Source organism: Streptomyces sp. NPDC001480, assembly GCF_042894725.1.
Taxonomy (GTDB): Bacteria; Actinomycetota; Actinomycetes; order Streptomycetales; family Streptomycetaceae; genus Streptomyces.
The window spans coordinates 70,288-83,009 of the sequence record NZ_JBIAVX010000007.1 but is presented as its reverse complement, the minus strand read 5'-3'; the positions used below and the strand labels follow the sequence as shown (position 1 = coordinate 83,009).

The following is a 12,722-nucleotide window of genomic DNA, read 5'->3' as shown; positions in this document are numbered from 1 at the left end:
TCTGGCGGGCTCTTGAGGACGGGCACCGCGCCGCCGATGCCGGACCGGGCGTTGACGCGGGCTCCGAGCCGGCCGGAGCGGTCCGTCGGCGCGCTCGTCAGTCCCGCGCCGACGCCGTCGCCCGCAGGCCGGCTCGGTGGCTGTGCCCCGGCGGTCGTCGAGACGCGCGTCGGGCGCGGCGAAGCCTTCCCGGGCGGTCGCCTCCCCGCGTGCGGCAAATAGACCGACGCCGCCCGCAAAGCCCAGGCCCCGCCTCGTCACGCCCCCGGTCGGGTGTGGGGCGCCGTTTCCTCGTCGTAGGAGGACGTGCCCTCGTCCAGCAGTGGCTCCTGTGGCTTGAGGTGGGCGGGGGCGAAGGCGCGCAGGGTGTGGTAGCCGGTGATGGTGACCAGCGTGCCGAGGGCGATGCCGCTGAGCGAGAAGGTGTCGGTGAACTTCATCGTCACGTTGCCGACGCCGATGATGATGCCCGCGGCGGCCGGGACGAGGTTGAGCGGATTGCGCAGGTCGACCCCGGCGTTGGTCCAGATCTGGGCGCCGAGCAGGCCGATCATGCCGTACAGGATGACGGTGATGCCGCCGAGCACACCGCCCGGGACGGCGGCGACGACCGCGCCGAACTTCGGGCAGACGCCGAAGAGCACCGCGAAGCCCGCGGCGGCCCAGTACGCGGCCGTCGAGTAGACCCGGGTCGCGGCCATCACGCCGATGTTCTCGGAGTACGTGGTGTTGGGCGGGCCGCCCACGGCGGTGGACAGCATCGAGGCGACGCCGTCGGCGGAGATCGCCGTGCCCAGCTTGTCGTCCAGCCGGTGGCCGGTCATCTCCCCGACCGCCTTGACGTGCCCGGCGTTCTCCGCGACCAGGGCGATGACGACCGGCAGGGCGACGAGGATGGCCGACCACTGGAAGGCCGGGCCGTGGAACGAGGGCAGCCCGATCCAGTCGGCCTTGCCGACGCCGGAGAGGTCGAGGCGCCAGTGGTCGGTGACCTTGCCGCTCGCGTCCACCGAGTGGATCTTGCCGAAGATCCGGTCGTCGGCCCAGGACAGGCCGTATCCGAAGACCAGGCCCAGGAAGATCGCGACCCGGGACCAGAAGCCGCGCAGACCGACGACGGCCAGGCCGGTGAAGAGCATGACCAGCAGGGCGGTCCACTGGTCCTGCGGCCAGTAGGTGGAGGCGGTCACCGGGGCGAGGTTGAAGCCGATCAGCATGACGACCGCGCCGGTGACGATCGGCGGCATCGTGGCGTGGATGATCCGCGCCCCGAAGCGCTGCACAGCCAGCCCCGCCAGGAACAGCACCGCGCCGACGACGAAGACCGCGCCGGTCACGGTCGCGCTCGTGCCCCCCTGCGCCCGGATCACCGCGGCCACGCCCACGAAGGACAGCGAGCATCCGAGGTAGCTCGGCACCCGGCCGCGCGTGGCGAGCAGGAAGATCACGGTCGCCACGCCGGACATCATGATCGCCAGGTTGGGGTCGAGGCCCATCAGAACGGGGGCGACGAAGGACGCCCCGAACATCGCGACCACATGCTGGGCGCCGAGGCCCACCGTGCGCGGCCAGGACAGCCGTTCGTCGGGGCGTACGACCGCTCCGGGCCCGGGTGTGCGCCCGTCCCCGTGCAGCTTCCAGCGGACGCCGAGGTCCATGGTGAGGCTTCGCTTTCCTAGTACGTGAAGTCGGTCCGGACCATTGTCACGGGTAGCTGGCGGTTCTACGCTCGCACGGTCCCACTCATGAACTGCGTTCACATTTCTGATTGGAGTGCCTTGATGAGTGGAAGATCCGGATCCCGCGCGGCTGTGCTCCTGGCGGCCGCGGCGACCTTCGCCGCCGTGCTCGTGCCCGTGGCCCACGCCGCACCCGAGGCGCCCCGGACGGTGGTCCTCGACGGCACGCGCCTCCAGCAGACCCGCGCCCGCCTGGAGCATGGCGACCCGCGGCTCGGGCGCGCGCTCGAGTCCCTGACCGCCCGCGCCGACGCCTGGCTCGGCCAGGGGCCCTGGACGGTCGTCGACAAACCGAAGCCGGCGCCCGGCGGCGACGTCCACGACTACCTGAGCCAGGCCCCGTACTGGTGGCCCACCACGGCCCCCACCGCCGACAACCCCTGGGGCTGCCCCTACGTCCAGCGCGACGGGCAGCGGAACCCGGAGGTCGACAGCGGCACGGACCGGCAGGACGTCGAGAAGGTCTTCGACTCCACGTACGACCTCTCCCTCGCCTGGTACTACACCGGCAGGCGGAGCTACGCCGAGAAGGCCGGGCAGATCCTGCGCACCTGGTTCCTCGACCCGGCCACGCGGATGAACCCGAACCTGAACCACGCCCAGTTCATCCCGTGCAAGTACGACGGCCGGGCCATCGGCATCATCGACTTCTCGCAGTCCTACACCAGCGTCCTCGACGCGCAGGCGATCCTCGCCACGGGCGCCCCCGGCTGGAGTGCGAAGGACCGCAGCGCGATGGGGAAATGGAACTCCGACTTCCGTGACTGGCTGAAGAACAGCGACTTCGGCGCGCAGGAGGGGGCCGCCGCCAACAATCACGGCACCTTCTACGACATGCAGCTCGCCGCCCTCGCCTGCGCGACCGGAGACAAGGCCCTGGCGCGCCGGACCGTCCTCGACGCGCGCGCCAGGCGGATCGACCCGCAGATCGCCGCCGACGGCAGCCAGCCGCAGGAGCTCGCGCGCACCCGGAGCTGGCACTACTCGACCTTCGACCTGGTCGCGTACACCCGGCTCGCGGCCATCGGACGTCACCTCGGCGTGAATCTGTGGACCTACCGGGGCCCCGAGGGGCAGAGCCTGTTCAAGGCGGTCGACTACCTCCTCCCCGCCGCCACCGGGGCCGCCGCCTGGGCACACCCCGAACTCGAGTTCCACCGCTACGCGGCGAGTGACGTCGTGCACGCCGCCGCCGACGCGGGGGACAAGGCGGCCCGGAAGGCCGTCCCCCAGCTCCAGACCCCGCCCGGCGGGGACCTCTGGGCGCTGCGGCCCGCCGCCGAGCAACTGGACTCGATAGCGGGCTGACCCACCCCGGAAGGGGCTACTGAGCGCTCGCTTAGGATGGGGGTCCAAGTGTCCCCAGGGGTCCGGCCTTCCGCCCCGCCCCGTCCAGCCACGCTCAGGAGCCCCACCCGTGACCGCCGAAGCCCCGCCCGTCCCCGCCCTGTCGTACGGCCGGCTGATCCACGTCACCGTCCACTTCGACGACCTGGACGCGCTCGGGCTGCTGCACAACGCCCGGTACCCGCTGCTGGCCGAGCGCGCCTGGACCGAGCTGTGGCAGGCCCACGGCGTCCGCTTCGACGGGGACTGGGCGGCCGCCGGGGACGCCTGCAACGCCGTCAAGGAACTGAGGATCACCTACGAGGCGCCGGTGACCAGCCCGGGCACCTACGCCGTCCACCTCTGGCTGGAACGGCTCGGCACCACCGGGCTGACCTACGGCTTCCGCTTCTGCTCGGCCGACGGGACGGTCACCTACGCGCACGGCACCCGGGTCCTGGTCCGGCTGGACGCGGCCACGCTGCGCCCCACCGCCTGGACCGACGGATTCAGGGCTGTCGGTCGGGAACTGCTGCGACCCGCGGACTGACCGCCGAGGAGGTCCGCCGGCCGCCGCCCAGGACCCCCGCGAAGACGGCGAGGCCGCAGGCCAGTGCCGTCACCAGGCAGAACGACACCACCAGGCTGGTCGCCTGCGCCACCCCGCCGATCAGGCTGGGCGCGATCAGGCCCGAGGTGTACGTGATGGTCGCCACGCCCGCGATCGCCTGACTGGGGTTCGGGCCGCTGTGGCCGGCCGCGGCGAAGCACAGCGGGACGACGACCGCGATGCCGAGCCCCATCAGCGCGAACCCGGTCATCGCCACCGCCGGATGCCGCGCTATGACGATCAGCATTCCGCCGAGCACGGCGAGGACGCCACCGGCGCGGACCGTGCGGACCGCCCCGAAGCGGTTCACCACAGAGTCCCCGGCGATCCGGGCCACCGCCATGGTCAGCATGAACCCGGTCGTCGAGGCAGCCGCCAGACCGGCCGAGCTGTCCAGCCGGTCGCGCAGGAAGACCGCCGACCAGTCGAGGCTCGCGCCCTCCGCGAACACCGCGCAGAAGCCCACCGCGCCGATCAGCAGCGCCGACCTGGGCGGCAGCGCGAACCGCGGCGGGGGCTCCTCGTCCTCGGCGGGCTGTACGTCCAGCACCCAGCCGCACGCCAGCACGCCGAGCAGCGTGAGCGTGGCCGAAGCGAGCGCGAAGTGCAGGCGGGCGTCCGAGCCGAGGTGCGCCGCAAGAGTGCCGGCCGCCGAGCCGATCAGGGCGCCCGCGCTCCACATGCCGTGCAGCCCCGACATGATCGACTTGTCCAGCCGGTGCTCCACCTCGACACCGAGGGCGTTCATCGCGACATCGGCCGTGCCGGCGGTCGCTCCGTAGACGAACATCGCCAGGCACAGCGTGTACAGGTTGGGGGCGAGGGACGGCAGTACCAGGGCCAGCGTCCACAGGGCGATCAGGCCGCGCAGCGCCGTACGGCTGCCGAAGCGGTGGCTGATCCGGCCGGCCAGCGGCATCGCGCAGGAGGCGCCGAACGCCGTGAAGGCCAGCGCGAACCCGAGCTGCCCCGTGCCCAGCGAGGTGTGGTCCTGGATCCAGGGCACGCGGGTCGCGAAGGAACCGGTGACGGCGCCGTGCACGGCGAAGACGGCCGCCACGGCGTACCGGGCGCGCCTGACCGTTCGCCGGTCCTCCTGCTCGGTGACAGCGCTGGTCACGTGACTCATCTTCCGGTCCCTCCCTGGTCGGGCGCACCCCGCCATTGCACCGGCGTAAACTATCAGGGTCCCTGCCTGATAGATAGCGGCTTTCCACGCCATCCGGTCCCGCGGATCTGGGAGGATTCCGGTCATGCCCGCATCACCGAGCACCGCCCGGGAGATCAACGACCGGCTCGCCCTGCGGCTGCTTCAGCAGGAAGGCCCGCTGACGGCGGGGCAGTTGAAGCAGCTGACCGGACTGTCCCGGCCGACGGTCGCCGACCTCGTCGAACGTCTCGCGGCCTCCGGTCTGATCACCGTGGTCGGGGAGTCGGGTGAACAGCGCCGGGGCCCCAACGCCCGGCTGTACGGCATCGTCGCCGACCGGGCCCACCTGGCGGCGCTCGACGTCCGCACCGAGAGCGTCTCCGTACTGGTGTCCGACCTGCTCGGCCGGGTGCTCGCCGAGGCCTCCGTGCCGATCTGCGCGGACACCGGGGCCGGAGCGGCCGAAGAGCAGGCGGTGGCGCTGGTGGAGCGGGCGGTGAAGGAGGCCCAGGCCGACCGGCTGCACACCGTCGGCATCGGCGCGCCCGGTCTGATCGACCCCGGTACGGGTGAACTGCGGAAGTCGGCGGGCCTGCCCGGCTGGCACCGCAGCCTGGTCGCCGCACTCCAGGAGCGCTTCCCGGAGGCCCGCGTCAGCGTCGAGAACGAGACCAACCTCGCCGCCCTGGCCGAGCAGCAGGAGGGCGCCGCCCGGGACCGGGACACCTTCGTCCTGCTCTGGCTCGGCCACAGCCCCGGCGCGGCCGTCGTCCTCGACGGCACCCTCCGCCGGGGCGCCTCCGGCGGCACGGGCGAGATCGGCTTCATGCCGGTCCCGGGCTCGGCCGTGCTGCCCTCGGCGACCGACTGCTCGGGCGGCTTCCACTCCCTGGTCGGGGCGGCGGCCGTCGCTCAACTGGCGGCGGACCACGGGTTGTCGGTAACCGGCGAGGACGAGGCCGACGCGGCCCGCGCGGTGCGGGAGGCGGCGGCCGTCGGCCGTGACGGGCCGGTGGCGCCCGGCGCCTTCCTCGACGCCCTCGCCGGCCGTATCGCCCTCGGCATTGCCTCCGTGGTCGCCATCCTGGACCCGGGGTGCGTGGTCCTCGGCGGCGAGGTCGGCCAGGCCGGGGGTGAGGCGCTGGCCGCGCGTGTGGCGGAACACATCAGCCGGATGTCACCCCTGCCCACCGAGGTACGCGCGAGCGGCCTGGGCGGCACGGCGGTACTCCGCGGCGCCCTGCTGACGGCCCGGGAACGCGCCCAGGACGACCTGTTCGCACCACCGGGGCGGTAACCCACCGGGCCGAGCCCGCCCACCTGCCACCGCGCACCGCCACCGACGTGCGCCCTAACCCGCCGAGCCGCTCCCGAACCGCCGCCCCATGTACTCCTCGAACGTGCCCTTGCCCACCGCCCGCTCCGGTGTGAGGTGGCCGCCCTCGCGGAGGGCGTGGAAGGTCCTGCCGGGGACGGGGATGTTCACGCTGGGGCGGCGCCGGCCCGTCGCCTTCAGGTAGGCGCGGGCCAGCGACTGGAAGGAGCGCACTTCGGGGCCGCCCATGTCGGGCACCCGCCCCGCGGGTGCCCCGGCCGCCAACTCGGCCAGGCGCGCGGCGACTTCCGCCACCTCGATCGGCTGGTCGCAGACCCCGGAGGGGAGAAGCAGCACGGGCGGCTTGGCCAGCGCCTCGAGCATCTGGACCACCAGGTCGTGGAACTGTGTCGTCCGCAGCACGGTCCAGCCCAGACCCGACTCCTCGACCAGCCGTTCGACGGCGAGCTTCGCCTTGTAGTAGCCGAGCGGCACCCGGTCGACGCCCACGATGGAGATGTAGACCAGATGGCGCGCCCCTGCCGAGCGGGCCGCCGCGATCAGGTTCGCCGCCGCCCGCTCGTCACCCCCGCGCGGCGTGCTCGCGCAGTGCACGACGGTGTCGGCGCCCGCCACGGCCGCGTCCAGTCCCGGACCGCCCTCGCGCAGGTCGACGGCGTACGGCTCGGCGTGGCGGCTGAGCACCCGCACCTCGTGCCCGTCCGCCCGCAGCCGCTCCGTGACGAGCCGGCCGAGGGTGCCGGTACCGCCGGTCACCAGGATCGTGGTCATGCTGTCTTCCGTCCCTCCGGACACCGGACGCCCCCGGACGGGGCGCCCCTCACCAGCTCAGACCACGCGGCCCCCGTACGATGTGACAGCCCTCGGCGGCTTTCTTCACGAGCTTTGCGAGCGCGCCAGCTGACGCCGCACGAAGCCCAGCTTGTCCGGGTTCAGAACGGACCGCGCCTGCGTGATGAGTCCGTCGTGGAACTCGAAGGAGACCGTGCCGATCAGCAGGTCGCCCGCCCAGACGGCCAGCGCGCTGTCGCCGTTGACCTCGGCCACCGTGAGCTCGACGCCCGCGAGGGACCGCCGGGCGATGCCGGCCAGGAAGCGGAGGACCTTCTCCCGTCCCTCGATCGGCCGCAGGGCGGCCCTGACCTTGCCGCCCCCGTCGCTCCACCAGGTCACATCGGTCGCGAGCAGTTTCTCCAGCCCGGCCAGATCACCGTCGCGGGCCGCGGCGACGAACGAGGAGAGGAGTTCCTCCCGGCGCTCGGGCGAGGGCTGGAAGCGGCCCTCCGGCACGGCCACCCGGTGCGCCGCCCGCCGGTAGAGCTGGCGGCAGTTGGCCTCGCTCAGGTCCAGCACGCCGGCGATCTCCCGGTGTCCGTACCCGAACGCCTCCCGCAGCACGTACACCGCCCGCTCGGTCGGCGTCAGCCGCTCCAGCAGGATCATCAGCGCCATCGACAGGTCGTCCCGCCGCTCCGCGGACTCCAGCGGGCCCGGCGTGCCGTCGCAGGTGGCCACCGGCTCCGGCAGCCACGGGCCGACGTACTGCTCGCGCCGGGCCCGGGCCGAAGTGAGCCGGGTGAGGCAGAGGTTGGTGACGACCTTGGCCAGCCAGGCAGCGGGGTGCTCGATGTCCGCGCGGTCGGCACGGCTGTAGCGCAGATAGGCGTCCTGGACGGTGTCCTCGGCCTCCTCGGCAGAGCCGAGCATCCGGTAGGCCAGGCCGAACAGTCGCGGGCGGTGGGCTTCGAACACGTCGGTGAACGATGCGGTCATGCGCTCACCCTGCCAGAGCGCGACCCGGCGGCGGGCAAGGGCCGTCGTCACCACCGCCGGGCCCGACCGCACCCTAAAAGGACTAGACCAGAGCGTCAATAGTATGGACCAAGTGGCGGACCGAGAGTGAGTCCGTATGGCCTGTGAGCCACTCCACATCGATCACTCGCATGGGTGACGGCCGGGCGTGGCAAACTGGCCCTGTACCAGAAGCAGCGCACTCCGGGGTCGGTGAAAGTCCGAACCGGCGGTTACAGTCCGCGACCCGGTCGCTTCCAGCGGCCGGTTGACCAGGTGAAATTCCTGGACCGACGGTTAAAGTCCGGATGGGAGGCAGTGCGCGGCGGGCGGGCATGCACGTGTGCGCGCCGCCGTCTGGACTCGTCCGACCAGGGCGGGTCCCGTCCGGCGTAGGCGTTCCCGGTGTGTTCGACCGTTCATCTGTCGTCATCGACAGCCCCGGAGTCCGTGCCCGAATGAGGCAGGAGGACCCGGGAAGTGTTCACCGGAATCGTCGAAGAGCTGGGTGAGGTCACCGCCGTCGAGAACCTCGGCGACGCCTCCCGCTTCCGGCTGCGCGGCCCCGTCGTCACCGAGGGTGCGAAGCACGGCGACTCCATCGCCGTGAACGGAGTATGTCTCACGGTCGTCGACCACGAGGGCGACGAGTTCACCGCCGACGTCATGGCCGAGACCCTCGACCGGTCCAGCCTCGGCGCCCTTTCCGCCGGTTCCCGGGTGAACCTGGAGCGCCCCACCGCGGTCGGCGCCCGCCTCGGCGGCCACATCGTGCAGGGACACGTCGACGGCACCGGGCAGGTCCTGGAGCGCAAGCCCTCCGACAACTGGGAGATCATCAAGATCTCGCTCCCCGCGGACCTTTCGCGCTACGTCGTGGAGAAGGGCTCCATCACCGTCGACGGCATCAGCCTCACCGTCGTCGACGCCGGCCCCGACTACTTCACCGTCAGTCTCATCCCCACCACCCTCGCCCTGACCACGCTCGGCCTCAAGCAGCCCGGCGACCCGGTCAACCTCGAGGTCGACATCGTCGCCAAGTACGTGGAGCGGCTGCTGGCGGCGGGTCAGGGGGCCGCGAAGTGAACGGCCTGAACTCCGAGGCGTTCACCCTCCTCGGCCAGCACATCCTCTGGTCGGACATGATCGGCAACATCCTCGGCCTGATCACCCTGGCCCTCGGCTGGCGACGCTCGCTGTGGACCTGGCCGGTCCAGTTCCTGTCCGGGCTAGTCCTCTTCGGAGCCTTCTTCGGCCACCTGACGGGCAGCGCCGGCAAGCAGGCCGTCGTCATGGTGGTCGCCCTGTACGGCTGGTGGCAGTGGAACCGCGACAGGGGCCGGGCCGAGGACGGCGGCGACGGCCACATCACCCCGCGCTTCGCCACCTGGACCGAGCGCGCCGCCATGCTCGGCGCCGCCGCCGTCGGCACCATCGCCGTCGCCCTGCTCTTCAAGGCCTACCCGTCCCTGTCCTGGGACCCCTGGCCGGACGCCTACATCTTCGTCGGCACCATCGTCGCCATGTACGCCCAGGCGCGCGCCATGGTCGAGTTCTGGATCGCCTGGCTCCTCGTCGACCTCGTCGGCGTCCCCCTGAACTTCGCCAACGGCTACGCCTTCTCCGGCTTCGTCTACGTCATCTACGGCGCGCTCGTCCTGTGGGGCATGCGCGACTGGTGGCTGCGCTCCCGCCAGGGCTCGCGGCCCGCTCTGGAAGGAGCACCCGCATGACCGCGGCACCGATCCTGTACAGCACCGACGGCTTCGAGGACTTCGCGCTCGACCCCGTCGAACAGGCCATCGCCGACATCGCGGCCGGGCGTCCGGTCGTGGTCGTCGACGACGAGGACCGGGAGAACGAGGGCGACCTCGTCATCGCCGCCGAGAAGGCGACGCCCGAGATCGTCGCCTTCATGATGAGCGAGTGCCGCGGACTGATCTGCGCCCCCATGGAGGGCGAGGAGCTGGACCGGTTGCGGCTGCCCCAGATGGTTGAGGACAACACCGAGTCCATGAAGACGGCGTTCACCGTCTCCGTGGACGCCTCCGCCGCGCACGGCGTGACCACCGGCATCTCCGCCTCCGACCGGGCGACCACACTCCAGTTGCTGGCGAGCGGCGACGCGGAGCCCACCGACTTCGTCCGTCCCGGCCACGTCTTCCCGCTGCGCGCCAAGCCCGGCGGCGTGCTGGTCCGCGACGGCCACACCGAGGCCGCCGTCGACCTCGCCCGGCTCGCGGGGCTCCGCCCGGCCGGCGCCATCGTCGAGATCGCCGGCGAGGACGGCCGTATGCTCCGGCTGCCCGAGCTGATCCCGTTCGCCCGCAAGCACGGTCTGACGATCATCTCCATCGAGGACCTGATCACCTACCGCCGCACCTCCGAGCCCACCGTCCGGCGCGAGGCCGAGACCCGGCTGCCCACCGCCCACGGCACCTTCACCGCGTACGGCTACCGCTCCACCGTCGACGGCGTCGAGCACGTCGCCCTGGTCCACGGCGACCTCGGCGACGGCGAGGACGTCCTGGTCCGGATCCACTCCGAATGCCTCACCGGCGACGTGTTCGGCTCCCTGCGCTGCGACTGCGGCCCCCAGCTGGACACCTCGCTCGAACGGATCCAGGCCGAGGGCCGGGGAGTCGTGGTCTACCTGCGCGGACACGAGGGCCGCGGCATCGGGCTGCTGTCCAAGCTGCGGGCGTACGAGCTCCAGGAGCAGGGGCACGACACCCTCGACGCCAACCTCGAACTCGGCCTGCCCGCCGACGCCCGCGACTACGGCGCCGGCGCGCAGATCCTGACGGACCTCGGCGTGCGCAGCCTGCGCCTGATGACCAACAACCCCGAGAAGACCGAGGCGCTGCTGCGCCACGGCCTCAACGTCACCGGCCGCGAGCCGATGCCCGTACAGGCGGGCGAACACAACCTCCGCTACCTGCGCACCAAGCGGGACCGGATGGGACACGACCTGCCCTGGCTGGACACGCCCGCCGTGCCGGCCTCCTGCGGCAACCAGTAAGAGAAAGCACTTAGGAGAGACGTGAGCGGCAAGGGTGCACCGGAACTGTCCGTACGCAACGCGAGCGACCTCAGGGTCGCGGTCGTCGCGGCGCAGTGGCACGACAAGGTGATGGACGGTCTGGTCGACGGCGCCCTGCGCGCCCTGCGTGAGCTGGGGATCGACGAGCCCACGCTGATCCGGGTCCCCGGCAGCTTCGAGCTCCCGGTGGCCGCGAAGGTCCTGGCCGGACGCGGCTACGACGCGGTCGTCGCCCTCGGTGTCGTCATCCGTGGCGGCACCCCCCACTTCGACTATGTGTGCCAGGGCGTCACCCAGGGCCTCACCCAGGTCTCCATCGAGACCGGCGTCCCCGTCGGCTTCGGCGTGCTGACCTGCGACACCGAGGAGCAGGCCCTGGACCGGGCCGGTCTGGAAGGGTCGAACGAGGACAAGGGACACGAGGCCGTGACCGCCGCGGTGGCGACCGCGGTCACGCTTCGCTCAGTATCTGAACCGTGGCACTAGGTCGTGCGGCACACCGCGTAGAGTGGGCGCCACCATGTCCAAGAAGACGTTCGAGGAGCTCTTCACCGAGCTCCAGCACAAGGCCGCCAACGGCGACCCCGCCACCTCCCGCACCGCAGAGCTGGTCGACAAGGGCGTCCATGCCATCGGCAAGAAGGTCGTCGAGGAGGCCGCCGAGGTCTGGATGGCCGCCGAGTACGAGGGCAAGGAGGCGGCCGCCGAGGAGATCTCGCAGCTGCTCTACCACGTCCAGGTGATGATGGTCGCCCGCGGGATCTCCCTGGACGACGTCTACGCCCACCTCTGACCCGTACCCGCACACATTTCAGAACTACAACGAGCAAAGGAAGCCGACCTCATGCTGCGCATCGCCGTCCCCAACAAGGGTTCACTGTCCGGCCCTGCGGCGGAGATGCTGCATGAGGCCGGCTACCAGCAGCGCCGCGAGTCCAAGGAACTGCGCATCGTCGACCCGGAGAACGAGGTCGAGTTCTTCTACCTCCGCCCCCGCGACATCGCGATCTACGTCTCCTCCGGCCGCCTCGACATCGGCATCACCGGCCGCGACCTGCTGATCGACTCCGGCGCCAACGCCGAGGAGATCCTCCCGCTCGGCTTCGCCCGCTCCACCTTCCGCTTCGCCGCCAAGCCGGGCACCGCGAACGGCATCGAGGACCTGACGGGCAGGACGGTCGCCACCTCCTACGAGGGCATCGTCGCCAAGCACCTCGCGGACAGCGGCGTCGACGCCTCCGTCGTCCACCTCGACGGTGCCGTGGAGACCGCGATCGAACTCGGCGTGGCCGAGGTCATCGCGGACGTCGTCGAGACGGGCACCAGCCTGCGCAACGCGGGCCTCGAGGTCTTCGGCGAGCCGATCATGAAGTCCGAGGCGATCGTCATCCGCCGGGCCGGCGCCGACGCCGAAGAGCCCAAGGTGCAGCAGTTCCTGCGCCGCCTCCAGGGCGTCCTGGTGGCCCGGACCTACGTGATGATGGACTACGACTGCCGCGTCGAGCAGCTCGAGAAGGCCGTCGCGCTCACGCCGGGCCTGGAGTCCCCGACCGTCTCCCCGCTGCACAACGAGGGCTGGGTCGCCGTCCGCGCCATGGTCCCGGCCAAGGAGGCCCAGCGGATCATGGACGACCTGTACGAGATCGGCGCCCGGGCCATCCTGACCACCGCGATCCACGCCTGCCGCCTCTGACCGGCGGGCGAGGCAAGCAGGGGTAACAAGCAGG

13 protein-coding genes and 1 riboswitch are annotated in these 12,722 nt (G+C 71.7%); of the genes, 9 read left to right on the top strand and 4 right to left on the bottom strand.

Translation table 11 applies throughout. From position 1 onward, the window contains the following. Positions 1–257 precede the first annotated feature (257 nt). A complete protein-coding gene (locus tag ACFY01_RS18490; protein ID WP_390736777.1) occupies positions 258–1,658 on the bottom strand; it encodes a uracil-xanthine permease family protein in 1,401 nt (466 codons plus the stop codon). 123 nt (positions 1,659–1,781) lie between these two features. On the opposite strand from ACFY01_RS18490, the gene ACFY01_RS18485 reads away from it, so the two are divergent. Both ACFY01_RS18485 and ACFY01_RS18480 read left to right on the top strand, forming a co-directional pair. Continuing rightward, positions 1,782–3,047: an alginate lyase family protein gene (locus ACFY01_RS18485; RefSeq protein WP_390736776.1), complete on the top strand. Its 1,266-nt coding sequence runs from the start codon at positions 1,782–1,784 to the stop codon at positions 3,045–3,047. A 109-nt stretch (positions 3,048–3,156) separates the two neighbouring features. Beyond that, complete coding sequence (locus ACFY01_RS18480; protein ID WP_390736775.1) at positions 3,157–3,615, top strand: acyl-CoA thioesterase; 459 nt, start codon at positions 3,157–3,159, stop codon at positions 3,613–3,615. Here ACFY01_RS18480 and ACFY01_RS18475 read toward each other — a convergent pair. Beyond that, complete coding sequence (locus ACFY01_RS18475) at positions 3,575–4,804, bottom strand: MFS transporter (RefSeq protein WP_390736774.1); 1,230 nt, start codon at positions 4,802–4,804, stop codon at positions 3,575–3,577. The genes ACFY01_RS18480 and ACFY01_RS18475 overlap by 41 nt on opposite strands. 124 nt (positions 4,805–4,928) lie before the next feature. On the opposite strand from ACFY01_RS18475, the gene ACFY01_RS18470 reads away from it, so the two are divergent. Further along, positions 4,929–6,122, top strand: a complete 1,194-nt coding sequence (locus ACFY01_RS18470) for an ROK family transcriptional regulator (protein ID WP_390736773.1) — start codon at positions 4,929–4,931, stop codon at positions 6,120–6,122. Between the two features lie 54 nt (positions 6,123–6,176). Here the strand turns inward: ACFY01_RS18470 and ACFY01_RS18465 are convergent, their stop codons facing one another. Next, positions 6,177–6,932 carry an SDR family oxidoreductase gene (locus ACFY01_RS18465; RefSeq protein ID WP_390736772.1) on the bottom strand — a complete coding sequence of 252 codons (756 nt, stop codon included), beginning with the start codon at positions 6,930–6,932 and terminating at the stop codon, positions 6,177–6,179. Between the two features lie 105 nt (positions 6,933–7,037). After that, positions 7,038–7,934 (bottom strand): RNA polymerase sigma-70 factor, encoded by an 897-nt coding sequence (locus tag ACFY01_RS18460; RefSeq protein ID WP_390736771.1) that lies wholly within the window; start codon positions 7,932–7,934, stop codon positions 7,038–7,040. Positions 7,935–8,147: 213 nt separating this feature from the next. Continuing rightward, positions 8,148–8,278: riboswitch (FMN riboswitch) on the top strand. A 154-nt stretch (positions 8,279–8,432) separates the two neighbouring features. On the opposite strand from ACFY01_RS18460, the gene ACFY01_RS18455 reads away from it, so the two are divergent. The 6 genes from ACFY01_RS18455 to hisG are packed head-to-tail and all read left to right on the top strand — an operon-like array spanning position 8,433 to position 12,688. Then, the gene (locus ACFY01_RS18455) at positions 8,433–9,038 is read left to right on the top strand and encodes a riboflavin synthase (protein WP_390736770.1); all 606 of its coding nucleotides are present in this window, start codon (positions 8,433–8,435) and stop codon (positions 9,036–9,038) included. Next, entirely contained in the window at positions 9,035–9,685 is a 651-nt protein-coding gene (locus ACFY01_RS18450) for a nicotinamide riboside transporter PnuC (protein ID WP_390736769.1), read from the top strand. Before ACFY01_RS18455 ends, ACFY01_RS18450 begins: the two co-directional genes overlap by 4 nt. Continuing rightward, positions 9,682–10,974 carry a bifunctional 3,4-dihydroxy-2-butanone-4-phosphate synthase/GTP cyclohydrolase II gene (locus tag ACFY01_RS18445; RefSeq protein WP_390736768.1) on the top strand — a complete coding sequence of 431 codons (1,293 nt, stop codon included), beginning with the start codon at positions 9,682–9,684 and terminating at the stop codon, positions 10,972–10,974. Before ACFY01_RS18450 ends, ACFY01_RS18445 begins: the two co-directional genes overlap by 4 nt. Positions 10,975–10,995: 21 nt before the next feature. Next, on the top strand, positions 10,996–11,481 hold the full coding sequence (ribH, locus tag ACFY01_RS18440; protein ID WP_390736767.1) for a 6,7-dimethyl-8-ribityllumazine synthase: 486 nt from the start codon (positions 10,996–10,998) through the stop codon (positions 11,479–11,481). Positions 11,482–11,515: 34 nt separating this feature from the next. Next, positions 11,516–11,788, top strand: a complete 273-nt coding sequence (locus ACFY01_RS18435; RefSeq protein ID WP_030951748.1) for a phosphoribosyl-ATP diphosphatase — start codon at positions 11,516–11,518, stop codon at positions 11,786–11,788. Positions 11,789–11,839: 51 nt separating this feature from the next. Next, positions 11,840–12,688, top strand: coding sequence for an ATP phosphoribosyltransferase (hisG, locus tag ACFY01_RS18430; RefSeq protein WP_390736766.1), 849 nt, complete (start codon positions 11,840–11,842; stop codon positions 12,686–12,688). Positions 12,689–12,722 lie beyond the last annotated feature (34 nt).

Bases quoted from the DNA above. Each gene is read 5' to 3' on its own strand.
- ACFY01_RS18490 (WP_390736777.1), bottom strand. From the start codon at position 1,658: ATGGACCTCGGCGTCCGCTGGAAGCTGCACGGGGACGGGCGCACACCC.
- ACFY01_RS18485 (WP_390736776.1), top strand. From the start codon at position 1,782: ATGAGTGGAAGATCCGGATCCCGCGCGGCTGTGCTCCTGGCGGCCGCG.
- ACFY01_RS18475 (WP_390736774.1), bottom strand. From the start codon at position 4,804: ATGAGTCACGTGACCAGCGCTGTCACCGAGCAGGAGGACCGGCGAACG.
- ACFY01_RS18470 (WP_390736773.1), top strand. From the start codon at position 4,929: ATGCCCGCATCACCGAGCACCGCCCGGGAGATCAACGACCGGCTCGCC.
- ACFY01_RS18465 (WP_390736772.1), bottom strand. From the start codon at position 6,932: ATGACCACGATCCTGGTGACCGGCGGTACCGGCACCCTCGGCCGGCTC.
- ACFY01_RS18460 (WP_390736771.1), bottom strand. From the start codon at position 7,934: ATGACCGCATCGTTCACCGACGTGTTCGAAGCCCACCGCCCGCGACTG.
- ACFY01_RS18445 (WP_390736768.1), top strand. From the start codon at position 9,682: ATGACCGCGGCACCGATCCTGTACAGCACCGACGGCTTCGAGGACTTC.
- ACFY01_RS18435 (WP_030951748.1), top strand. From the start codon at position 11,516: ATGTCCAAGAAGACGTTCGAGGAGCTCTTCACCGAGCTCCAGCACAAG.
- hisG (WP_390736766.1), top strand. From the start codon at position 11,840: ATGCTGCGCATCGCCGTCCCCAACAAGGGTTCACTGTCCGGCCCTGCG.